A 21,742-nucleotide genomic window follows, 5' to 3' on the forward strand; every position below is an offset into this window, starting at 1 on the left:
TGTGTGGAGATTTGGGCAGCGGGTTGTCAGTTCGTTCGCCTAGATGGCAAACGAATGATCCGTTGGCTTCACCGGGGCGGGCAGTTGAGTCTCGCCTTCGAGATACCGATCGACCGCTGCCGCAGCAGCGCGTCCTTCGGCGATCGCCCAAACGATGAGCGACTGACCGCGGCCTGCATCTCCGGCAACAAAAACACCCTCGTGGCTGGTCTGGTAATCCCCATCACGAACGACATTACTCCGTGCGTCGAGCGGCACGTGCAGCTCCTGGGTGAGCTCAGCGCTGTCCGGACCGGTGAATCCCAGTGCTAGCAACACCAGATCAGCGGGAATCTCTCGTTCTGTCCCCGCTTTGGGGACACGGCGACCATCGAGATATTCGGTCTCGGCGACGCGAATCGCCCGAACCTCACCCGCATCGTTAGCCAGGAATTCAATTGTCGACGCCAGGTACTGGCGCGAGCCGCCTTCTTCATGGGCGCTGGAGACCTCGAACAGGGTCGGGGACATCGGCCAGGGCTGGTGCTCCGGCCGGCTGTCGCCGGGCTGCTTGCCGATCGCGAGGTTGGTCACGGATGCGGCGAGCTGACGGTGTGCGGTGCCGATGCAGTCGGCTCCGGTATCACCGCCGCCGAGGACCACGACGTGCTTGCCCTCGGCGAGGATCTGGTTGTCGACGGTGTCACCGGCGCCCACCTTGTTCTGCTGAACCAGGTATTCCATGGCGAAGTGCACGCCGGGCAGGTCACGGCCGGGGATCGGCAGGTCGCGCGGCACCATGGCGCCGGTGGCGACGATCACTGCGTCGTACCGGGCGCGCAGGTCGGTCCAGGTGATGTCGACACCGATGGTCACGCCGGCGCGGAACCGGGTGCCCTCAGCGGTCATCTGGGCCAGCCGGCCGTCGAGGTGCTTCTTCTCCATCTTGAAGTCCGGGATGCCGTAGCGCAGCAGGCCCCCGATCCGGTCGTCCCGCTCGAACACCGCGACGGTGTGGCCGGCGCGGGTGAGCTGCTGGGCAGCAGCGAGGCCGGCCGGTCCTGACCCGACCACGGCAATGGTTTTGCCGGTGAGCCGGCCGGGAGGCTGCGGGGTGACCCAGCCTTCGGCGAAGGCCTGGTCGATGATCGAGACCTCCACCTGCTTGATCGTCACGGCTGGCTGGTTGATGCCGAGCACGCAGGCGGATTCACACGGAGCCGGGCAGAGCCGGCCGGTGAACTCGGGGAAGTTATTGGTGGCGTGCAGGCGTTCGATGGCCTGACGGCCCTCGTCCCGCCAGGTGAGGTCGTTCCACTCGGGGATCAGGTTGCCCAGCGGGCAACCTTGGTGGCAGAACGGCACACCACAGTCCATGCAGCGGCCGGCCTGGCGCTTGAGCACGGCGGAGTCGCCGGCCTCATAGACCTCTTTCCAGTCCATCAAGCGGATGGAGACCGGACGGCGGGTGGGAAGCTCCCGGTCCGTGGTCTTCAGGAATCCCTTCGGGTCAGCCATTGGTTACCTCCAAGATGCGGTTCCAGACGACGTCGCCGTCGGGGTCGAGCCCCTCGGCCACCGCGCTCTGCCTGGTCGCCAGGACGGCCGCGTAGTCGCGCGGCAATACCTTGACGAAATTCTTCATTGTCGTGTCGCGGTCGGCGAGCAACCGCGCGGCCAGAACAGAATCGGTCTGTTCCAGATGTTGTTCGAGCAGGTCGCCGACGATCTCGATGTCGGCGCTGCCCAGCGGCAGCAGGGTGAGCTCGCCCGAGTCGAGCGAGTCGCGGTTGACGAGCTCTGAGCGCAGGTTGTAGATGTAGGCGGTTCCGCCCGACATCCCGGCGCCGAGGTTCCGGCCGGTCTCCCCGAGGATCACGGCGAGTCCACCGGTCATGTACTCGAGGGCGTGGTCGCCCACGCCTTCGACGACGGCGGTGGCGCCGGAGTTGCGCACCAGGAACCGTTCGCCGACGATGCCGCGGATGAACATGCTGCCCAGCGTCGCACCGTAGCCGATCACGTTGCCGGCGATGACATTGTCCTCGGCGGCGAACACGCTGCCGCGGTCCGGCCGCACCACGATCTGGCCGCCGGAGAGACCCTTGCCGACGTAGTCGTTGGAGTCTCCCTCGAGGCGCAGGGTGATGCCGCTGGGCAGGAAGGCGCCGAAGCTCTGCCCGGCGGAACCGGTGAGGGTGACGTCGATCGACCCGGCCGGCAGGCCGTTCTCGCCGTGCCGTAGGGTCACCTCGTGGCCGAGCATGGTGCCGACGGCGCGCTCGGTGTTGCGGATGGGCAGCGCGATCGTGATATTGCCGCCGTGTTCGAGAACGCTGGCGCTCTGCCGGATGAGTTCGACGTCGAAGTGCTTGTCGAGTTCGTGCTCCTGCTCACGGCCGGACTGGCGGGGCTCTGAATCGGAGAAGTCCGGCCCGACCAGGATCGGCCGGAGGTCCAGACCCGATGCCTTCCAGTGGTTCAGTGCGCCGTTCACGTTCAACAGTTCCTTGCGCCCTGTGGCCTCTTCGAGGCTGCGGAACCCGAGCTCGGCGAGGTACTCGCGCACCTCCTGGGCGATGAACTCGAAGAAGTTCACCACGTAGTCCGCCTTGCCGGAGAAACGCTTGCGCAGTTCGGGGTTCTGCGTCGCGACGCCGACCGGGCAGGTGTCCAGGTGGCAGACCCGCATCATGATGCAGCCCTCGACGATCAGCGGGGCGGTCGCGAAACCGAATTCCTCCGCGCCCAGGAGGGCGCCGATGACGACGTCACGGCCGGTCTTCAGCTGGCCGTCGACCTGCAGAACGACGCGGTCGCGCATCCCGTTGAGCATGAGGGTCTGCTGGGTCTCGGCCAGGCCGAGTTCCCAGGGCGTGCCCGCGTGCTTGAGCGAGTTGAGCGGGCTGGCGCCGGTGCCGCCGTCGTGCCCTGACACCAGGATCACATCGGAGAGCGCCTTGGCGACGCCGGCCGCGACCGCACCGATACCGGACTGGCTGACCAGCTTGGTGTGGATGCGGGCGCTCGGGTTGGCCCGTTTGAGGTCGAAGATCAGCTGCTTGAGGTCTTCGATCGAGTAGATGTCGTGGTGCGGGGGCGGGGAGATCAGGCCGACCCCGGCGGTGGCGTGCCGGGTGCGGGCCACCCACGGGTAGACCTTGGTGGGCGGCAACTGGCCGCCCTCCCCCGGCTTGGCGCCCTGGGCGAGCTTGATCTGGATGTCGTCGGCGTGGGTGAGGTACATGCTCGTGACGCCGAACCGGCCGGACGCGACCTGTTTGACGGCGCTGCGCCTGGTCGGGTCGAGCAGCCGGTCGAGGTCCTCGCCGCCCTCACCGGTGTTGGACTTGCCGCCCAGCCGGTTCATGGCGATGGCCAGGGTCTCGTGTGCCTCCTGCGAGATGGAGCCGTAGCTCATCGCGCCGGTGGAGAACTTCTTCACGATCGATGCGACCGACTCGACCTCGTCGATCGGCACCGGCTTGCGGGCGCCCACGTTGAAGGCGAACATGCCGCGCAGGGTCATCAGGCTCTCCGACTGGTCGTCAACGAGCTTGGTGTACTCCTTGAAGATGTCGTACCGGCGGGTGCGGGTGGAGTGCTGCAATCTGAAGATGGTCTCCGGGTTGAACAGGTGCGGGGAACCGTCGCGGCGCCACTGGTACTCGCCACCGGTGGCGAGGCGTTCGTGCACGGTGACGGCGGCATCCTGCGGGTAGGCACCGGCGTAGCGTTCGAGGTTCTCCGCCGCGATCACGTCGATGCCCACACCGCCGAGCTTGCTCGTGGTGCCGGTGAAGTACTGGTCGATGAACTCCTGGCTGAGTCCGACGGCCTCGAAGGTCTGCGCGCCGGCGTAGGAGGACACCGTGGAGATGCCCATCTTCGACATGATCTTGAGCACGCCCTTGCCGAGCGCCTTGATCACGTTCTTCACGGCCTTCTCGGGCGTGACGTTGGTGATGAAGCCGCTGCGGACGAGGTCCTCACACGTTTCCATGGCCAGGTACGGGTTGACGGCGCTGGCGCCGTAGCCGATCAGCAGGGCCACGTGGTGCACCTCGCGCACGTCACCGGCTTCCACCACGATGCCCACCTTGAGGCGGTTCTCGGTGCGGATCAGGTGGTGGTGCACGGCGGCGATCATGAGCAGCGACGGGATCGGAGCGAGGTCCTTCGAGCTGTCCCGGTCGGAGAGCACGATGAACAGCGCGCCCGCTTCGATCGCCGCGTCGACCTCGTGGCACATCTCCTCGATGCGGGCCGAGAGCGCGCCGGGGCCGTCGTCGAAGCGGTACAGGCCGCGGATGGTGGTGGTGGTGCGGCTGCCGGGCGACGTGTCGATGTGCTGGATCTTGGCCAGCTCGTCGTTGTCGATCACCGGGAAGTCGAGCACGACCTGGCGGGCGTGCTCCGGCCCGGCGGAGAGCAGGTTGAGCTCGGGGCCGAGGCCCAGTTTGAGGCTGGTGACGACCTCTTCGCGGATCGAGTCCAGCGGCGGGTTCGTCACCTGAGCGAACTGCTGGGTGAAGTAGTCGAAGAGCAACCGGGGGCGTTCGCTGAGCACGGCGATCGGCGTGTCTGAGCCCATGGCGCCGAGCGGCTCTGCGCCGTTGCGGGCCATCGGCGCGAGCAGGATGCGCACCTCTTCTTCGGTGTAGCCGAAGGTGCGCTGGCGGCGCACGACGGATGCCGGCGGGTGCACGATGTGCTCCCGCTCCGGCAGGTCCTTGAGGTTGATCCGGCCGGCGTCGAGCCAGGAACCCCAGGGTTCGCTGGCGGCGAGTTCGCCCTTGACCTCTTCGTCCTCGATGATGCGCCCGGCCTCGGTGTCGACCAGGAACATCTTGCCCGGCTGCAGCCGGCCCTTTCGCACCACGTGGGCGGGGTCGACGTCGATGACGCCGATCTCGCTGGCGAGCACGACGAGACCCTCGTCGGTGATGACGTAGCGCCCGGGGCGCAGGCCGTTGCGGTCGAGGGTGGCGCCGACGAGGGTGCCGTCGGTGAAGACGATCGCAGCCGGGCCGTCCCACGGCTCCATCAGCATGGAGTGGTACTCGTAGAAGGCTCGGCGGTCACGGTCGAGCCCGGGCTGGTTCTCCCAGGCCTCCGGCACCATCATCATCACGGCGTGCGGCAGCGAGCGACCGGACAGGCTGAGCAGCTCAACCACCTCGTCGAACGAGGCGGAGTCGCTGGCACCCGGGGTGACGATCGGGAACAACGGGTTCAGGTCGCCGAGCAGCTCGGATTCGAGCTGGGACTGGCGGGCGCGCATCCAGTTGCGGTTGCCCTGCACGGTGTTGATCTCGCCGTTGTGCGCGATCATGCGGAACGGCTGGGCGAGCGGCCAGGACGGGAAGGTGTTGGTGGAGTAGCGCGAGTGCACCAGTGCGAGCTTCGAGGTGAAGCGTTCGTCGGACAGGTCCGGGTAGAACGGTTCGAGCTGCAGGGTCGTGACCATGCCCTTGTAGACGATGGTGCGGCACGACAGCGACGCGAAGTAGGTTTCCAGCTCACGTTCGCTGCGCTTGCGGAGCCGGACGGCCTGGCGGTCCAGGTCGATTCCGCCCAGCAGCAGGCCGTCTTCGGTGGTGCGGTTGCTGGCCACGTAGAGCTGCTGGATGGCGGGCATGGCTGCGCGGGCCAGGTTGCCGACTTCGTCGGGGCGCACGGGTACCTCGCGCCACCCCAGCACGACCAGGTTCTCCTCGCGCGCGATCGCTTCGATGGCACCCTTGACGGTGCTGCGCGCGGTGGGTTCGGTGGGCAGGAAGACGTTGCCGACGGCGTAGCGGCCGGCCTCCGGCAGCGCGAACGTCGACACCGCCCGGAAGAACTCGTCCGGGATCTGCGTGACGATACCCGCACCGTCGCCGGTGCCGGCGTCGGAGCCGACGGCGCCGCGGTGTTCCAGGTTGCGCAGGGCGTCGAGCGCCCGCGTGATGATGTCGTGTCCGGCCGTGCCCCGCAGGGTCGCGACCATGGCGAGGCCACAGGCGTCACGCTCGTCGTGCGGGTTGTAGAGACCCTGACTTTCGGGAACACTACTGAACCGCGAGAAGAGTGGTTGCTGCGTCATTAGACCGTCCTCACAAAATGACTGGCAGGTGGGGACGACGTTGGCCCGCTGGAAGAGGAGAAGCCGCACCGCCCGTCAATATCGGGCGGAAACCGTGGACCGGGTGGGATGACCTCGGCTAGGGGCGGGAGTCGGTTGTGCTTGTGGCGTCGACGTCGCGTGATTCAACGGGTTCAGCAGCATCGTCGCCGTGATCCTCGAGCTCGGAATCGGTTTCACCAGATTCTACCTCAGGGTCGAGCGGCTTCCACTCGCGACCTGGCCGGTACGGGCTCAACTCGAGTCCGGTGTGGCGTCGGCTCTGCACAAGAATGATGACCAGACCGAGCACGATGGCGAACAGCGCCGCCCAGACATTGGTGCGCAGGCCGAAGAAGATCTCACTGGGGTCGACCCGGATCGATTCGAAGACGGTGCGGCCGGCGCCGTACCAGATCAGGTACACGCCGAAGGCGGAGCCCCAGCGCAGCCGGAACTGGCGTTCGAGCAGCAGGATCACGGCGACACCGACGAGGTTCCAGATGATCTCATAGAGGAACGTCGGGTGGAACAGGGTGCCCTCCGGCAGGCCGACGGGGTACGCGGGATTGTCGGGCGAGATTTCCAGGCCCCACGGCAGGGTGGTGGGCAAGCCGAACAGCTCGCTGTTGAACCAGTTGCCGAGCCGCCCGAAGGCCTGGGCGAGCAGCAGGCCGGGGGCCAGCGCGTCGGCGAACGACCAGAAGCGGATGCCGGACAGCCGGCAGCCGATGTATGCACCGACCGCGCCGCCCAGCAGGGCGCCGAAGATGGCGATGCCGCCGTTCCAGACCGCGAAGACCTCCCAGAGGTTCTTGCCCTCGCCGAAGTAGTCATTGGGGTGGGTGAGAACGTGGAAGATCCGCGCTCCGACGATGCCCAGCGGCACCGCCCAGAGGATGATGTCGAGCACCACTCCCGGCTCGCCGCCGCGCTTGGTCAGCCGGCGGCTGGTCAGGGCGGTTGCGGCGAAGATGCCGACCAGGATGCAGATCGCATACGCGTGGATGCGGAAGATGCCCAGGTCGAAGTAGCTCCACTCGGGGCTCGGGATGCTCAAGTGCACGACAACAACCTTTCATCGTGGCCGGATGGCCACTGGGAGCCGGTCGATCGACCGCCTCGGATAATTTACCTTAGAACGCCTGGTGCGATATTCACCGGGCTGCGGGGCTAGACGGCGGCGCGGATGTCCCTGGCACCGGAGGCGAGTTCCGCCGCGAGGCGGGCCACCGCGGCGACGCCGCCGTCGGCGAGTGCCTTGACCAGGGCAGAGCCCACGATGGCGCCGTCGGCGTACTCCAGCACCTCGCGTACCTGGGCGGGGGTGGAAATGCCCAGGCCGACGCAGGCGCTGGTGGACCCCGCCGCGCGCAGCCGGGTGACGAGCACGCGGGCGGCGGAGTCGACGTCGGAGCGGGCACCGGTGATGCCCATGGTGGATACGGCGTAGACGAAGCCGCGGCTCTGAGTCACGGCCTGCACCAGGCGCTCGTCAGACGAGGATGGTGCGGCGAGGAAGACCCGGTCGAGCCCGGCCCGCTCGCTAGCGTCCAGCCAGCTCTGTGCGTCGTCAGGGATGAGGTCAGGCGTGATCAGCCCGGCTCCCCCGGCGGCGGCGAGGTCATCGGCGAACCTGTCGACGCCGTACTGCAGCACCGGGTTCCAGTACGTCATCACCAGCACGGGAGTGTCGACCTGCGCCGTGATCGCGGCAACGGCCTCGAAGCCGTGCTTGAGCCGGAAGCCGTTGGCCAGGGCCTGAACGGTCGCGGCCTGGATGACCGGGCCGTCCATGACGGGGTCGGAGTACGGCAGGCCGAGTTCGAGAATGTCGACGCCGTTGTTGGCGATGGCCACCGCGGTGTCGATGCTCTCGGTCAGGGTCGGGAACCCGAGCGGCAGGTAGCCGATCAGGGCGCCGCCGCCCGCGGCACGCCGGGCGTTGATGCGCGCCTCGACGGTACTGGTGAAGGCGGGGCGGATGTCGGTGTTCGTCACAGCTGTTGCGCTCCAGCGTCGAGAAGGTCGAAGTATCGGCCGGCGGTTTCCATGTCCTTGTCGCCGCGGCCGGAGAGGTTGACGAGGATGATCGAGTCGGGGCCTAGTCGCTTGCCGAGTTCGAGGGTGCCCGCCAGGGCGTGCGCCGATTCGATCGCCGGGATGATTCCCTCCGTGCGGCTGAGCAGCCGGAGCGCGTCCATCGCCTCCGCGTCGGTGACGGGCAGGTAGGTGGCCCGGCCGATGCTGGCGAGCCAGGCGTGCTCCGGACCGACGCCCGGGTAGTCCAGGCCGGCCGAGATGGAGTGCGATTCGACGGTCTGGCCGTCTTCGTCCTGCAGCATCATGCTGCGGGCGCCGTGCAGCACTCCGGGGCGTCCCTTGGTGAGGGTCGCGGCGTGGCGGAGGCCCTCGATGCCTTCGCCGCCGGCTTCGAAGCCGTACAGGCCGACCCCGGGGTCGTCGAGGAAAGCGTGGAAGATTCCCATCGCGTTGGATCCGCCGCCGACGCAGGCGGTGACGGCATCGGGCAGCCGGCCGGTGAGGTCGAGCACCTGCTGCCGGGCTTCTTCACCGATGATCTTCTGGAAGTCGCGCACCATGGCGGGGAACGGGTGCGGCCCGGCGACGGTGCCGAACACGTAGTTGGTGGTCTCGACGTTGGTCACCCAGTCGCGCATGGCGTCGTTGATGGCGTCCTTGAGGGTGCGGGAGCCGGTCGTGACGGAGACGACCTCGGCGCCGAGCAGGCGCATCCTGGCGACGTTGAGCGCCTGGCGTTCGGTGTCGACCTCGCCCATGTAGATGACGCAGTCCAGGCCGAACAGGGCCGCGGCGGTGGCGGTGGCGACACCGTGCTGCCCGGCGCCGGTCTCGGCGATGACGCGCTTCTTGCCGATCCGCTTGGTGAGCAGCACCTGGCCGAGCACGTTGTTGATCTTGTGCGAGCCGGTGTGGTTGAGGTCCTCGCGCTTGAGGATGATGCGCGCGCCGCCGCCATGGGCGGCGAACCTGGGCACCTCGGTGATCAGGGAGGGGCGGCCGGTGTAGCTGCGGTGCAGCTCGGTCAGTTCAGCGGCGAAGGCCGGGTCGACCTTGGCCAGTTCGTACTCGGCCGACAGCTCGTCGAGCGCGGCCACGAGCGACTCCGGCACGAACCGGCCGCCGAAGTCACCGAAGTACGGCCCGACCTGGGCGCGGAGGGAATCTGGTTCGATGGACATCTATACCGCCAAGAATTCAGAGAGAGTGAGGATGGGATCGCTGGTGACGAGTGCTTCGCCGACCAGCACGACGTCGGCGCCGGCGGCACGGTAGTGCGCAACGTCTGCGGCCGTCTTGACCGCGGATTCGGCGACGCGGATGACGCCGGAGGGAATGCGGTCGGCCAGGCTCGCGAAGAGGTTCTGGTCGAGTTCGAAGGTGCTCAGGTTCCTGGCGTTGACGCCCACCAGGTTCGCGCCCACATCCAGGGCACGATCGACCTCGTCAGCGCTGTGGGTTTCGACCAGTGGCGTCATGCCGAGTTCCAGGACCAGCCGGTGCAGGCTGCCCAGGGTGTCCTGGTCGAGGGCCGCGACGATGAGCAGCACGAGGTCGGCACCGGATGCACGGGCCTCGAGCACCTGATACGCGTTGCCGATGAAGTCCTTGCGCAGCACCGGGATGGACACCGCAGCGCGAACCTGCTCGAGGTCGTCCAGCGAACCGAGGAAACGGCGCTGCTCGGTGAGCACGCTGATGGCGCTGGCGCCGCCGAATTCGTACGAGACGGCCAGGGCGGCCGGGTCGCTGATCTCGGCCAGGGGGCCGCGGGACGGGCTGGCGCGCTTGACCTCGGCGATGATCTTGACCTGGTCGGCCGGCGCGAGTGCGTGCAGCGCATCGAGGGCGGGCGTCTGGGCCAACGCCGCCGTCTCGAGGGTGGCCAACGGGAGCCCCCGCCGACGCGTCTCGGCGTCGGCCAGGGAGCCGGCCAAGAGCTCTGTGAGTAAGTCGGCGGGCACCGGGTTAGTGGCTTCCGTCGACCGAGGCTGCGCCGTAGCCGGCCTTCGCCATGATCCAGCCGGCGGCGAGGCCGACCAGGAGCAGGACGGCGGAGGCCCAGACGAGCCAGACGACGTCGAAGAAGAACGCGACGGTGCCGATGGCGAACGCGATCAACATGATGGTGACTGCGGTCCAGGCCGCCGTCGAATGGCCGTGGCCGGGGTCTGCCGACTCGAAGCTCATGGTTCTCCCTTGGTCAGTGGGCGTGCGGGTCAATTCTAGCTTGGGTCAGGGTGCCGAGCAGACGGCGCGGCCGCACGAACGGGCCGAATCGGGTGATCGGGCGGTAAATCAGGTCGCGCCGTCAGGGCCGGTTATCGAGCCGTGGGGTCGTCGCCCCGCGTCAAGCCGTCCCAGTCGTCGACGGCGTCGCGGGGTCGCACCTGGCCGGTCGCGGCATCCGTGACGGGTTCGAAGGTCGTGGCTTCGTAGCGTTTGGTCGGGCCGGGCCAGAACCGGGCGGTGATGCACACGAACAGGCCGATCAGGAGCATCAGGATGCCGGCGGCCAGGGCCAGGAACGGCCAGCCGGTGAGTGTGGCCGAGCTCACGAGGGCCCGGGTGGAGTCCGCGCCGGCCACTCCCGTCGTCGTCGTGACCGCTGCCGAGCTGGCCCCGACCGGGTCGCCGATGGCCAGACCGGCCGACAGCACTACGCTCACACCGAGAAGCATCTCGAGCAGGCCGAGAATGATGCGAATCACGGGGCCGGCGATGGTGAGGGCACCGGCCAGCGCCAGCCCGGCCAGGGCGAGCGCGGTCAGTCCGGGAGAGGCGATGGAACCGGACACCTCGATGGCCGGCTGGGTGATGCCGTCTTCGGCCAGTCGCACGATCACCCAGACCTGGGTCCAGGCCAGCAGCGCCAGGGCGCTGGCCGCGATCACGGCGAGCACCAGCATGGGCTTGAACCGCCGCCTGGCCGGCTTCGGCGTGACCGATGGTGTGCTGGGCAGCGGAGTATTGGCTGGAGTGCTGGGCTCGGACGTCATTCAGTACACCCGGGTCATCGAGTTCGCGACGGCGACGGCGCGCAAGGGGGCGGCCGCCTTGTTCTGGCTTTCCTGGTACTCCGACGCGGGGTCGGAGTCGGCGACGAGGCCGCCACCGGCCTGCACGTGGGCGACGCCGTTCATGATGGTAGCGGTGCGGATGGCGATGGCCAGGTCGGCGTCGCCGGCGAAGCCGAAGTAGCCGACCACTCCCCCGTACACACCGCGTTGGGTGGGTTCGAGGGCGTCGATGATCTCCAGCGCCCGCGGCTTGGGCGCACCGGACAGCGTGCCCGCCGGGAAGGTGGCCCGGAAGACGTCGATCGCGGTCATCTCCGGCAGCAGGTCACCCTCGACCGAGGAGACCAGGTGCATGATGTGGCTGAACCGCTCGATGCGCATGAACTCGGTGACCTCGACAGAGCCGGCTCGGCAGACCTTCAGCAGGTCGTTGCGGGCCAGGTCGACGAGCATGAGGTGCTCCGCTCGTTCCTTGGGATCGCCACCCAGTTCGGTTTCGAAGTCCGCATCGGCCTCCGGGGTCGCCCCGCGGGGCTTGGAGCCGGCGATGGGGTGGGTGAACACGCGGGTGTTCGCGACCTTGACCAGGGCCTCCGGCGACGAACCGACGATCGAGTACGGTTCCCCGGTGGTGGATTCGAGGCTGAGCAGGTACATGTACGGGCTCGGGTTGAGGCTGCGCAGCACCCGGTAGACGTCGATCGGGTCGGCCGTACACTCCTGGTCGAAGCGCTGCGAGATGACGACCTGGAAGATGTCGCCGTCGACGATGTGCTGTTTGGAGGTGCCGACGGCGGCGAGGAAATCTGCCCGCTCGGTGCGGTAGGCCGGGTTGGCCGGCGTGGACAGGTCGACCTCGGAGACGAACGCCTCCGCCGGCTGGGTGAGCCGGGACTGCAGGGCGTCCAGACGCGCCTGCGCGGCCGGCCAGAGGGCATCCGTGGGTTCGACGCCGTCGTTGAGCACGTTGGCGATCAGCTGAACCGTGCCGAACTTGTGGTCGATCACGACGAGGTCGGCCACAAAGCTGAAGGCCTGGCCGGGAACGTCGTAGTCGGCCGGCGGCCGGTTGGGCAGACGCTCGATCTGGCGGATGGCTTCCCAGCCGATGAACCCGACGAGCCCGCCGGTCAGCGGCGGGTGCTCAGCCAGGCGGGGCGTCTGCCAGCGTTCGTAGAGGTAGGCCAGCGCGTTCAGCGGGGCGAGGTCGGTGCCGCCGCCGAACGCTCGTTCGGCGGAGATGCCGTAGTCGAGCCAGGCGGTGGCGTCGCCGGTCTGGGTGAGCACGCCGAAGGAGGACACACCGACGAACGAGAACCGGGACCAGATGCCGCCCTGTTCGGCGGACTCGAGCAGGAAGCTGCCGGCGGTACCGTGCGCGAGCTTGCGGTAGATGCCCACCGGGGTCTCGCCGTCGGCGAAGAGTTCCCGGATCACCGGGATCACCCGGTGTTCGGCGAGCAGCGCGGTGAAGGCCTCCTCGGTGGTCGATCCGGCGCTCATCGGGCGGCCTCCCTGGTCTCGGTGTCGTCGATCAGCCCGGTCACGTCGATGCCGCGACCGTCGAAGCAGGTGTGCGTGCCGGTGTGGCAGGCCGCACCGATCTGCTCGACCTGCACGACGAGGGTGTCGGCGTCGCAGTCGAGGGCGGCGGAGCGCACGAACTGGGCGTGCCCTGAGGTGTCGCCCTTGCGCCAGTATTCCTGCCGGCTGCGCGACCAGAAGGTCACCCGGCCCTCGGTGAGGGTGCGGCGGAGGGCCTCACGGTCCATCCAGCCCAGCATGAGCACCTCGTGCGTGTCCCACTGCTGGATCACGGCGGGCAGCAGGCCCTCGGGCGAGAAGAGGGCGGAGTCCAGAGCGGCGTCGACGTTCATCGGCGCACCACCATTCCGGCGTCGGCAAGCTCACGCTTGACGTCGCCAATCGTCAGGTCTCCACTGTGGAAGACGGAGGCGGCCAGCACGGCGTCGGCACCAGCCGTGATCGCCGGCGGGAAGTGTTCCAGGCGGCCGGCGCCGCCGGACGCGATCACCGGCACGCTGCTGAGCTCGCGCATGATGGTGATCAGTTCAAGGTCGAAGCCGGCCTTGGTGCCGTCGGCGTCGATGCTGTTCACCAGCAGCTCGCCGGCGCCCAGCTCGATCGCCTGGCGCGCCCAGGCGAGGGCGTCCAGGTCGGTTTCGGTGCGTCCGCCGTGGGTCGTGACCACGAAGCCCGATGCCGTGCGGTCGCTGCGCTTGACGTCCAGCGAGAGCACGAGCACCTGAGCGCCGTACCGATCGGCGATCTCGGAGATCAGGGCGGGACGCAGGATCGCGGCGCTGTTCACGCCGACCTTGTCGGCCCCGCTGGCCTGCAGCCGCGAGACGTCGTCGACACTACGGATGCCGCCGCCGACGGTGAGCGGGATGAAGACCTGCTCGGCGGTGGCGCGCACCACGTCGTAGGTGGTGGACCTGTCGTCGACGGTGGCCGTGACATCCAAAAAGGTCAGTTCGTCCGCGCCCTGTTCGTAGTATCGCTTGGCGAGCTCGACGGGGTCACCCGCGTCGCGCAGGTTCTGGAAGTTGACCCCTTTGACGACGCGGCCGTTGGCCACGTCGAGGCACGGGATCACTCGGACGGCGAGGCTCATGGGTGCGGGTCTGCTCTCTGGGTTCAGCCTGGTGGTTCTTCGTCGATTATGCCTGGGTGGGCCGCACGGTGGGGTGCGGCGGGCTACAGTCGGGCGTTGTGGATGGAGGTGACGAGGATGGCGCGGGCGCCGAGCTCGTAGAGCTGGTCCATCACCCGGTTGGTGTCCAGCCGCGGGATCATGACCCGCACGGCCACCCAGTTGGGGTCGCGCAGTGACGAGATCGTCGGGGATTCGATGCCGGACGCGGCCTGGCAGGCGGCGTCGAGGTTGTCGACGTGCACGTCGTAGTCGACGAGCACGTACTGGCGGGCGACGAGAACGCCCTGCAGGCGACGAAGGAGCGTGTTGATGCCCGGGTTCTCGTTCTCGGAGGTGATCAGCACAGCGGTGGATTCGAGGATGACCGGGCCGAAGATCTGCAGGCCTGCCTTGCGCAGGGTGGAGCCGGTGGAAACCACGTCGGCGACGGCATCCGCCACACCCAGCTGCACGGCGGACTCGACGGCGCCGTCGAGGGTGACCAGGTGCACGGTCACGCCGTGTCCGGCGAGGAAGGTGCCGACCAGGCCCGGGTAGCTGGTGGCCACGCGGAGGCCCTCGAGGTCGCTGAGCTGGTCGAACCGGCCGGCGGGACCGGCGAAGCGGAAGGTCGAGTCGCCGAAGTCGAGGCTGGCGATCTCGGCGGCGGTTGAGCCGGAGTCCAGTAGCAGGTCACGGCCGGTGATGCCCACGTCGAGGGCGCCGCTGCCGACGTAGGTGGCGATGTCGCGGGGACGCAGGTAGAAGAACTCCACGTCGTTGTGCGGGTCGGCCACGACCAGGTCGCGCGGGTCGCGGCGGCCGTTGTAGCCGGCCTCGCTCAGCATCTGGGCGGCGGTCTCGGCGAGCGAACCCTTGTTGGGCACGGCAATTCTTAACATGTCAATCTTTCCGAAGGTCGAGGGTGGATTTCAGTGGGGACGCGACATCAGAGATGTCGGTACACGTCCTCGGGAGAAAGCCCCTTCGCCACCATCATGACTTGCAGGTGGTAGATCAGCTGCGAAATCTCTTCCGCGGTTTCGGTGTCGCTCTGGTACTCGGCTGCCATCCAGACCTCGGCGGCTTCCTCGACGATCTTCTTGCCGATCGCGTGGATGCCGGCGTCGAGTTCGCGGACGGTGCCGGAGCCTTCCGGCCGGTCTACGGCCTTCCGGCTCAGCTCAGCGAACAGGTCGTCGAAAGTTTTCACTCGTACAGGCTACCGGTCCGGCAGCCCCGGTGAGCGCGCGGAAGCTCGCTCCGGGTGCCCGCAGGCCTGGCTAGTGGGTGTGGGAGTGCGCCTCGGCGGCCGCGCGCAGGGCGTTGATGCGCTCCGCCGGGTCGCCGTTGAAGACGCTGGAGCCGGCGACGAAAGTATTCGCCCCGGCCTGGGCGGCCTGCACGATGGTGTCTTCGGTGATGCCGCCGTCCACCTGCAGCCAGACGTCGAGCCCGGATGCGCGCACGCGCTCGGCGAGCAGGGTGAGCTTGGGCATCGTGGCGGGCATGAAGCTCTGGCCGCCGAAGCCGGGTTCGACGGTCATCACCAGCACCTGATCGAATTCGACGAGCAGGTCGAGGTACGGCTCGACGGGAGTGCCGGGCTTCAGCGCCAGGCCGGCCCTGGCGCCGATGGAACGGAGCCGGCGGGCCAGGCCGACGGCATCCGCGGCCGCTTCGGCGTGGAAGGTGACGGAAAAGGCGCCGGCCTCGGCGTAGGCGGGCGCCCACCGGTCGGGGTCGTCGATCATCAGGTGCAGGTCCAACGGGATCGGCGAGACCTGGAGCAGTCGTTCGACGATCGGCAGCCCCAGGGTGAGGTTGGGCACGAAGTGGTTGTCCATCACGTCGACATGGGCCAGGTCAGCTGTGCCGATGCGGCCGAACTCCCGCTCCAGGTTGGCGAAGTCTGCGGCCAGAATGCTCGGGTTGATCCGGGTAACCATGATTTCACCCTACCGAACCGGGTGCGACCGCCGGCACCGCGACTAGTCCACCCGGCGCTGCAGCAGGGTGATGAACATGGCGTCGGTGCCGTGCCGGTGCGGCCAGAGCTGCACGCTGCCGGGGTCGCCGGCCAGGTCGAGCGGCTCCACCGACAGGGACTGCAGCACGGCTGCTGTGTCCAACGGCTCGATCTTGTCGCCCCAGGCCTTGCGGGCGGTGGCGACGATGCCGCGGGTTTCGGCGATGTGCGGCGAACAGGTGACGTAGGCGAGGATTCCGCCGGGCTTGAGCGCGCCGAGGGCGGCGTGGATGAGCGCAGACTGCAGGTCGGAGAGCTCGGCGACGTCTTTGGGGAGCTTCCGCCAGCGGGCCTCAGGACGTCGGCGCAGCGCACCGAGTCCGGTGCAGGGGGCGTCGAGCAGGATCCGGTCGAACACCTCGGGCTGGTCCTCGCCCACCCAGGTGCCGTCCATCTCCCAGACCGGAACGTCGGCGGGCACCGCGGCCAGCGCGGCACGAACCAGCTGCGCCCGTGCGGGCACGACCTCGTTGGCGACCAGGCTAGCCCCGCCGTTCAGCGCTTCGGCTGCGAGCAGGGCGGCCTTGCCGCCGGGGCCGGCGCAGAGGTCGAGCCAGCGCTCCCCCTCCACGATCGGCCGGGCGCGGCTGAGTGCGAGGGCGGCCAGCTGGGACCCTTCGTCCTGCACGCGCAGGCGCCCCTCGCTCTGCTTCATCAGGTGGTGCGGGTCTCCCCCGGCGAGCACGAAGCCGGTGGGCGAGTAGAGGTCGGCGTCGCCGAGTTCGGCGGTGGCCTCGGCGAGGCCGGGCAGGGCGACCATGTTCACCCGCGGGGCGGCGTTGTCGGCGGCGAGGAGTTCTTCGAGCTCGTTCTCCCGGCCTTCCTGCCTGAGTGCCTGGCGGAACGCGCGCACAACCCAGACCGGGTGGGAGTACAGCGTGGCGAGGGACTCATCGGGCGATCCGGCGTCGGCGAGGATGCGTTCGCGCCACTCGTCGGCGCTCACCCGGGCGATGGCGCGCAGCACGCCGTTGGTGAAGCCCGTCGCCGAGCGGGAGCCCACCTGTCGGGCCAGTTCGACGGACTCGTTGACCGCGGCGTGCGTGGCGACCCGGGTGGCGAGCAGCTGGTGCGCGCCGAGCCGCAGCACGTCGAGGATGGCCGGGTCGATGGCGGTGACCGGCCGGCCGGCCGCCTCGGCGATCACCCGGTCGTAGAAGCCCTGCATGCGCAGGGTGCCGTAGGTGAGCTCGGTGGCCAGGGCGGCATCCGCCGTGCTCAACGCGGCGCGCTGAATACGGGTCGGCAGCAGCAGGTTGGCGTAGGCGTCGTCTTCGCGCACCGCGGCGATCACTTCATAGGCGACCCGGCGGGCGGGCTGCACGATGTGGTTCGTCGGGGCGGCGCTCGCCCGCCCGCCCGGGCCAGAGGTGCGGGTGGGGCGGTCCTGGCGGGGGCCGCCCGACCGTGCCGCGCGGTCGCGGTCGCCGTGCGGGCCGCGTTCGCCGGCGCCGCTCATGAGGCGATCACCTCGGTTGCTGCCACGCCACGCCACCAGTCGATTGCTTTCATTGCGGTTTTTCCTGCCGGTTGTACAGCGATGAGTTCCAGCGGCTCCGTGCCGGTGCCGATCAGGACTCGCTTGTCGATTTCATTGAGGTGTCCAGGCGCAAGCCGGGGTTGGCCGTGTGCCGGGGCCACGTCGTGCAGCTTGAGTCGGGCGCCGCCGATCTCGGTGAACGCGCCGGGCTCCGGCGTCACGCCGCGGATGATCGCGTGGATGCGCTCCGCGGGGAGCGTCCAGTCGATCCTGGCGTCGTCGAGGCTGAGTTTGGGGGCGAGGGTGACCTCGCCGGTCTGTTCGACGGCCGCGATGGTTCCGGCCGCGAGGCGGTCGACCACGCCGGCCAGGAGCTCCGCACCACTCCGGCTCAGGCTCTCCAGCAGGATTCCCGCCGTGGCGTGCCGGCCGATCGGGGTGGTGATCTGGGCGAAGACGGCTCCGGCATCGAGTTCAGCCACGAGCTGGAACACGGCGGCGCCGGTCTCGGTGTCGCCGGCCATGATGGCGCGCTGCACGGGTGCCGCTCCCCGCCAGCGTGGCAGCAGGGAGAAGTGCAGGTTGATCCAGCCCAGGCGCGGCGCCGACAACAGTGGCTCCCGAACCAGGCCGCCGTAGGCCACGATCACGCCGAGGTCGGCGCCGAGGTCGGTGATCGCCTGCGTGGCGGTGGCATCGAGCCGGTTGGCCTTGATCACGGGCAGGCCGAGGGCATCGGCGGCGGCGGCGACCGGGGACGGAGTGAGCACGCGCTTGCGGCCGAGTGCGGCATCCGTTCGGGTGACGACGGCGGCAATCTCGTGGCCGGAGGAGGCCAGAAGGGTCAGGCTGGGCACGGCGACCTGTGGGGTCCCGGCGAAGACGAGTTTCATTTACAGCAGCTCCGGGTCGTCGAATCGTACTCTGAGTGTAGGTGCAGGGCGGAAGGCGGCGCCCTTGGGCTTGCGCCTGGTGGCGGCGTTCCGCACGATCGCGGCCTTGAGTGTACGGGCGACCTCGTCGCCGAGCGGGTAGCCGAACCGCACGATGGCGCGCACGAGCGTCGGGCCGGCCGGGCCGGCGCTCGGCGCGGCCGGCGGCTTCGGGCCGGCGGAGGTGCTGCCGCCCGGATCGTGGGCTACCGGGCCGAGAACATCGAGTCCGGCCAGCTCCGCGAGCGATTCGAGCGCGGTCTCCACCTCTGCGCTGCTGCCGGTGACGGAGGCCACCCGCACCGCGGGTGGGAAGCGCAACTGCCGGCGGTCGGCGAGTTCGGCCGCGGCATAGGGGCCGGGCTGCCAGGTGTTGAGGGCGTGGGCGAGGGCACCGCCCACCCCGGCGAGCATGACTGACGCGCCGGGTGCGGCGAGGGCGGCGGCGTTCGCCCACCAGCGCAGGCAGTCCTCCCCCACTCGAAGGGATTCGCGGGCGAGCATCCGCTCCCCGTCGAGTAACAGGATGGCGCTGTAGCCGTTGCGCGGGATCGGTTCGGCGCCGCGGGTGGCGATCACCAGGGCGGGCTCCGGCCCGATCGACTGCACGGTGTGCTCGCCGTCGGCCACGATGACACGGGAGCCGGGGAACGCCCGGCCGAGTTCCTCCGCGGTGCGGCCGGTGCCGACCGTCACCACCCGCAACTGGGTGGCCTCGCAATGCGAGCAGTGCCAGCCGGCGGCGAGGTGGCCGCACCAGCGGCAGGCCGGGGTGGCATTGGCGAACGCCTGCGCCAGGGGGCCCTGGCAGCGGGTACAGCGGGCGGACTGGCCGCAGGACCGGCAGGCCAGCATGGGCGCATAGCCGGGGCTGGCCACCTGCACGAGCACGGGCCCGGTGCGCACGGCTTCCTTCGCCGCCAGCCAGGCCGCCGACGGGATGCGCGCAGCCCTGGCCTGCGCATCGGGTTCGGACTGGAAGGTGGTGGGGATCACCCGCGGGTGGATGTCTTTCGTGGGGTGCACGGCGCGCAACCAGCCGATCTCCACCAGCCGTTCGGTCTCAACGCTGCGCGAGTGGCCGAGGAAGACCAGGGCACAGTCGGCGGCTTCCCGGCGGATGAGCGCGGCGTCGCGAGCGTGCACGTAGGGGCTGAGCTGTTCGCCGTAGAGCGGGTCGCCGTCGTCCCAGAGCGCGATCAAGCCGAGGTCGTGGGCGGGGGCATACACGGCAGAACGGTTGCCGACGATGATCCGGGGGCGGCCCTCGAGCAGGCTGAGGAAGCCGCGGTAGCGGTCGGGGTTGCTCTGCCGGGCGTCGACCCGCACCACGTCGGCCGCCGGCGCGAGCATCGCCAGGGCGGCCTGCAGCTGGTCCTGGTCGCGGAAGTCGGGGGTCAGCAGGATGCTGCTCTTGCCCAGTCGGAGCGCGGAGACGGCGAGTTCGGCCATGGTGATGGCCCAGGTGCCCACGGTGGTGCCCAGGTCTGGTGCGGTGCGCCGCGGTGTCACGACCGCTGCTGCCGCTTGGGGCGCAGCCTCGATGAGGCCCGGGTGTGTGCTGGTGGCTGTGCTGGTGGCTGTGTTGGTGGCCGCTGCTGGGCCCGCTGGAGGCTCGGACACCGGGTCGCCCCCGGGGGCGGGCAGGCGCACCAGGCTGGGCACCGCGGCGATGGCGACCCGCAGCCGTTCGGCAACGATGGTGCCGAGGGACTCCGGCGGGTACTCAGCGAATCCGGGCTCGGCCAGGGCGGCGGCATCCGGTGCGAGTGCGGCCGGTTCGGCCACTGCCTTGGCCAGCCAGGCCTTCTCCACCCGGACGGCCCGCGGCGGCACGGCCAGGCGCACGATGTCGCTGGCATTTCCGGCCGCCCGGTCGGCCAGGCGCCGGGCGAGTTGCCAGACCGGGCCGGTGAGCACGGGAACGGCGGACACTATCGAGTCGACCGGGCTGAGCTTGCCGCTGAAGCCGGTGTCGGCGCCGACCCCGTCCAGGGTCGCCGCATCGCCCCCCGCGGAGGCACCGGCCGCCGCCTGCTGCGGGTCGATCATGTCGATCAGGTAGCCGTCGGCCACCCGGTTCGCCGACCGCAGCGGAACGCGCACCCGCACTCCGGGCTGGGCGAGGTGCGCGAGCTCGTCGGGGATGGCGTAGTCGAAGAGATGGTCGAGCTGCGGAAGGGGCGAGTCGATCAGCACCCGTGCGATGAGGCCGGTGCGAGTCATCTGCGGCCTGTTCGATCCAGTGTCCGGGTTCAGAGTCCGGCTGCGCTTCTGAGGTCGTCGACCCGGTCGAGTCGCTCCCAGGTGAAGTCGGGCAGCTCGCGGCCGAAGTGTCCGTAGGCGGCGGTCTGGGCGTAGATCGGGCGCAGCAGGTCGAGGTCGTGGATGATCGCGGCCGGGCGCAGGTCGAACACCTCGCGGATGGCGGCCGTGATGTCCTTCTCCGGCAGAACACCGGTGCCGAAGGTCTCCACGTACAGGCCGACGGGCGACGCGGTGCCGATGGCGTAGGCCACCTGGATCTCGAGCCGTTCGGCCAGTCCGGCCGCGACGGCGTTCTTGGCCACCCAGCGCATGGCGTACGCGGCGGAGCGGTCGACCTTGGACGGGTCCTTGCCGCTGAACGCGCCGCCGCCGTGCCGGCTGGATCCGCCGTAGGTGTCGATGATGATCTTGCGACCGGTCAGGCCGGCGTCGCCCTGCGGGCCGCCGATCTCGAAGCGACCGGTGGGGTTGACCAGGGTACGCAGGCTCGACGCGTCGAGGTCGACGCGTTCGAGCACGGGCTTGATCACGAGTTCGGCGATCTCGGCGCGCAGCTGCTCTGTGCGCACGGAGGGCGAGTGCTGGGTGGAGACCACCACGGTCTCCACGGTGCGCGGCACGATGCCGTCATAGCCGATGGTGACCTGGGTCTTGCCGTCGGGCCGGAGGTAGCTCAGCTCGCCGGACTTGCGGACTTCAGCGAGCCGCTCCGCCATGCGGTGGGCGATCCAGATCGGGATCGGCATCAGCTCCGGGGTTTCCCGGGTGGCGTAGCCGAACATGATGCCCTGGTCGCCGGCGCCCTGACGGTCGTAGTCGTCGTGGCTGTCCTGCTCGCGGCTCTCGTAGGCGTCGTCGACGCCCTGGGCGATGTCGGGCGACTGGCCGCCGATGGAGATCTCGACGCCGCAGGAGCGTCCGTCGAACCAGACGTCGGAGGAATCGTAGCCGATGTCGGTGATGCACTTGCGCACGATGGAGGGGATCTCGACGTACCCGGCGGTGGTGACCTCGCCGGCAACGTGCACGAGCCCGGTGGTGACGAGGGTTTCCACGGCGACCCGGCTGTGCGGGTCTTCGGTGAGGAGGGCGTCGAGGATGGTGTCGGAGATCTGGTCGCAGATCTTGTCGGGGTGGCCTTCGGTGACCGATTCCGAGGTGAAGAGGCGCAGATCGCTCATCGGGCTCGTCTCAATTCTGTGGGTAAATGTTCTTCGGTTGATTGG

At 69.2% G+C, this 21,742-nt stretch carries 18 protein-coding genes; all 18 read right to left on the reverse strand.

The genetic code is table 11. The features are described 5' to 3' along the window. Positions 1–39: 39 nt before the first annotated feature. Entirely contained in the window at positions 40–1,497 is a 1,458-nt protein-coding gene (locus CTB96_RS13325; protein WP_110127355.1) for a glutamate synthase subunit beta, read from the reverse strand. Beyond that, a complete protein-coding gene (gene gltB / locus CTB96_RS13330) occupies positions 1,490–6,067 on the reverse strand; it encodes a glutamate synthase large subunit (protein WP_110127356.1) in 4,578 nt (1,525 codons plus the stop codon). Before gltB ends, CTB96_RS13325 begins: the two co-directional genes overlap by 8 nt. Before the next feature lie 118 nt (positions 6,068–6,185). Continuing rightward, positions 6,186–7,151, reverse strand: a complete 966-nt coding sequence (lgt, locus tag CTB96_RS13335; protein WP_110127357.1) for a prolipoprotein diacylglyceryl transferase — start codon at positions 7,149–7,151, stop codon at positions 6,186–6,188. Between the two features lie 107 nt (positions 7,152–7,258). Next, positions 7,259–8,071, reverse strand: a complete 813-nt coding sequence (gene trpA, locus CTB96_RS13340; protein ID WP_110128485.1) for a tryptophan synthase subunit alpha — start codon at positions 8,069–8,071, stop codon at positions 7,259–7,261. 11 nt (positions 8,072–8,082) lie between these two features. After that, on the reverse strand, positions 8,083–9,309 hold the full coding sequence (trpB, locus tag CTB96_RS13345) for a tryptophan synthase subunit beta (RefSeq protein WP_110127358.1): 1,227 nt from the start codon (positions 9,307–9,309) through the stop codon (positions 8,083–8,085). After that, positions 9,310–10,092, reverse strand: coding sequence for an indole-3-glycerol phosphate synthase TrpC (gene trpC, locus CTB96_RS13350; RefSeq protein WP_110127359.1), 783 nt, complete (start codon positions 10,090–10,092; stop codon positions 9,310–9,312). Positions 10,093–10,096: 4 nt separating this feature from the next. Further along, positions 10,097–10,318 (reverse strand): DUF6704 family protein, encoded by a 222-nt coding sequence (locus CTB96_RS13355; RefSeq protein ID WP_110127360.1) that lies wholly within the window; start codon positions 10,316–10,318, stop codon positions 10,097–10,099. Between the two features lie 131 nt (positions 10,319–10,449). Further along, positions 10,450–11,127: a Trp biosynthesis-associated membrane protein gene (locus tag CTB96_RS13360; RefSeq protein WP_248283372.1), complete on the reverse strand. Its 678-nt coding sequence runs from the start codon at positions 11,125–11,127 to the stop codon at positions 10,450–10,452. Continuing rightward, positions 11,128–12,651 carry an anthranilate synthase component I gene (locus tag CTB96_RS13365; RefSeq protein ID WP_110127362.1) on the reverse strand — a complete coding sequence of 508 codons (1,524 nt, stop codon included), beginning with the start codon at positions 12,649–12,651 and terminating at the stop codon, positions 11,128–11,130. Next, a complete protein-coding gene (gene hisI, locus CTB96_RS13370) occupies positions 12,648–13,025 on the reverse strand; it encodes a phosphoribosyl-AMP cyclohydrolase (protein WP_110127363.1) in 378 nt (125 codons plus the stop codon). The genes CTB96_RS13365 and hisI overlap by 4 nt, the downstream gene beginning before the upstream one ends. Then, entirely contained in the window at positions 13,022–13,786 is a 765-nt protein-coding gene (hisF, locus tag CTB96_RS13375) for an imidazole glycerol phosphate synthase subunit HisF (protein WP_110127364.1), read from the reverse strand. Before hisF ends, hisI begins: the two co-directional genes overlap by 4 nt. An 83-nt stretch (positions 13,787–13,869) precedes the next feature. Then, a complete protein-coding gene (gene hisG, locus CTB96_RS13380; RefSeq protein ID WP_110127365.1) occupies positions 13,870–14,709 on the reverse strand; it encodes an ATP phosphoribosyltransferase in 840 nt (279 codons plus the stop codon). Positions 14,710–14,756: 47 nt separating this feature from the next. Beyond that, entirely contained in the window at positions 14,757–15,020 is a 264-nt protein-coding gene (locus CTB96_RS13385) for a phosphoribosyl-ATP diphosphatase (protein ID WP_110127366.1), read from the reverse strand. Between the two features lie 70 nt (positions 15,021–15,090). Beyond that, the gene (gene rpe / locus CTB96_RS13390; RefSeq protein ID WP_110127367.1) at positions 15,091–15,756 is read right to left on the reverse strand and encodes a ribulose-phosphate 3-epimerase; all 666 of its coding nucleotides are present in this window, start codon (positions 15,754–15,756) and stop codon (positions 15,091–15,093) included. A 42-nt stretch (positions 15,757–15,798) separates the two neighbouring features. Further along, entirely contained in the window at positions 15,799–17,295 is a 1,497-nt protein-coding gene (locus CTB96_RS13395; RefSeq protein WP_110127368.1) for an RsmB/NOP family class I SAM-dependent RNA methyltransferase, read from the reverse strand. Then, on the reverse strand, positions 17,292–18,209 hold the full coding sequence (fmt, locus tag CTB96_RS13400) for a methionyl-tRNA formyltransferase (protein ID WP_110127369.1): 918 nt from the start codon (positions 18,207–18,209) through the stop codon (positions 17,292–17,294). The genes CTB96_RS13395 and fmt overlap by 4 nt, the downstream gene beginning before the upstream one ends. Beyond that, complete coding sequence (locus tag CTB96_RS13405; RefSeq protein ID WP_110127370.1) at positions 18,210–20,474, reverse strand: primosomal protein N' family DNA-binding protein; 2,265 nt, start codon at positions 20,472–20,474, stop codon at positions 18,210–18,212. Between the two features lie 29 nt (positions 20,475–20,503). Further along, positions 20,504–21,697: a methionine adenosyltransferase gene (gene metK / locus CTB96_RS13410; protein WP_110127371.1), complete on the reverse strand. Its 1,194-nt coding sequence runs from the start codon at positions 21,695–21,697 to the stop codon at positions 20,504–20,506. Between the last annotated feature and the right edge of the window lie 45 nt (positions 21,698–21,742).

Source organism: Cryobacterium arcticum, from assembly GCF_003185895.1.
In the GTDB taxonomy this organism is placed as follows: domain Bacteria; phylum Actinomycetota; class Actinomycetes; order Actinomycetales; family Microbacteriaceae; genus Cryobacterium; species Cryobacterium arcticum.

What these genes read in the sequence shown, in the direction of transcription:
- trpB (WP_110127358.1), bottom strand. Translation starts at nt 9,309, where the DNA reads ATGTCCATCGAACCAGATTCCCTCCGCGCCCAGGTCGGGCCGTACTTC.
- metK (WP_110127371.1), bottom strand. Translation starts at nt 21,697, where the DNA reads ATGAGCGATCTGCGCCTCTTCACCTCGGAATCGGTCACCGAAGGCCAC.
- CTB96_RS13365 (WP_110127362.1), bottom strand. Translation starts at nt 12,651, where the DNA reads ATGAGCGCCGGATCGACCACCGAGGAGGCCTTCACCGCGCTGCTCGCC.
- hisI (WP_110127363.1), bottom strand. Translation starts at nt 13,025, where the DNA reads ATGAACGTCGACGCCGCTCTGGACTCCGCCCTCTTCTCGCCCGAGGGC.
- CTB96_RS13395 (WP_110127368.1), bottom strand. Translation starts at nt 17,295, where the DNA reads ATGAGCGGCGCCGGCGAACGCGGCCCGCACGGCGACCGCGACCGCGCG.
- gltB (WP_110127356.1), bottom strand. Translation starts at nt 6,067, where the DNA reads ATGACGCAGCAACCACTCTTCTCGCGGTTCAGTAGTGTTCCCGAAAGT.
- CTB96_RS13325 (WP_110127355.1), bottom strand. Translation starts at nt 1,497, where the DNA reads ATGGCTGACCCGAAGGGATTCCTGAAGACCACGGACCGGGAGCTTCCC.
- CTB96_RS13405 (WP_110127370.1), bottom strand. Translation starts at nt 20,474, where the DNA reads ATGACTCGCACCGGCCTCATCGCACGGGTGCTGATCGACTCGCCCCTT.
- hisF (WP_110127364.1), bottom strand. Translation starts at nt 13,786, where the DNA reads ATGAGCCTCGCCGTCCGAGTGATCCCGTGCCTCGACGTGGCCAACGGC.
- CTB96_RS13360 (WP_248283372.1), bottom strand. Translation starts at nt 11,127, where the DNA reads ATGACGTCCGAGCCCAGCACTCCAGCCAATACTCCGCTGCCCAGCACA.
- rpe (WP_110127367.1), bottom strand. Translation starts at nt 15,756, where the DNA reads ATGGTTACCCGGATCAACCCGAGCATTCTGGCCGCAGACTTCGCCAAC.
- fmt (WP_110127369.1), bottom strand. Translation starts at nt 18,209, where the DNA reads ATGAAACTCGTCTTCGCCGGGACCCCACAGGTCGCCGTGCCCAGCCTG.
- hisG (WP_110127365.1), bottom strand. Translation starts at nt 14,709, where the DNA reads ATGTTAAGAATTGCCGTGCCCAACAAGGGTTCGCTCGCCGAGACCGCC.
- CTB96_RS13355 (WP_110127360.1), bottom strand. Translation starts at nt 10,318, where the DNA reads ATGAGCTTCGAGTCGGCAGACCCCGGCCACGGCCATTCGACGGCGGCC.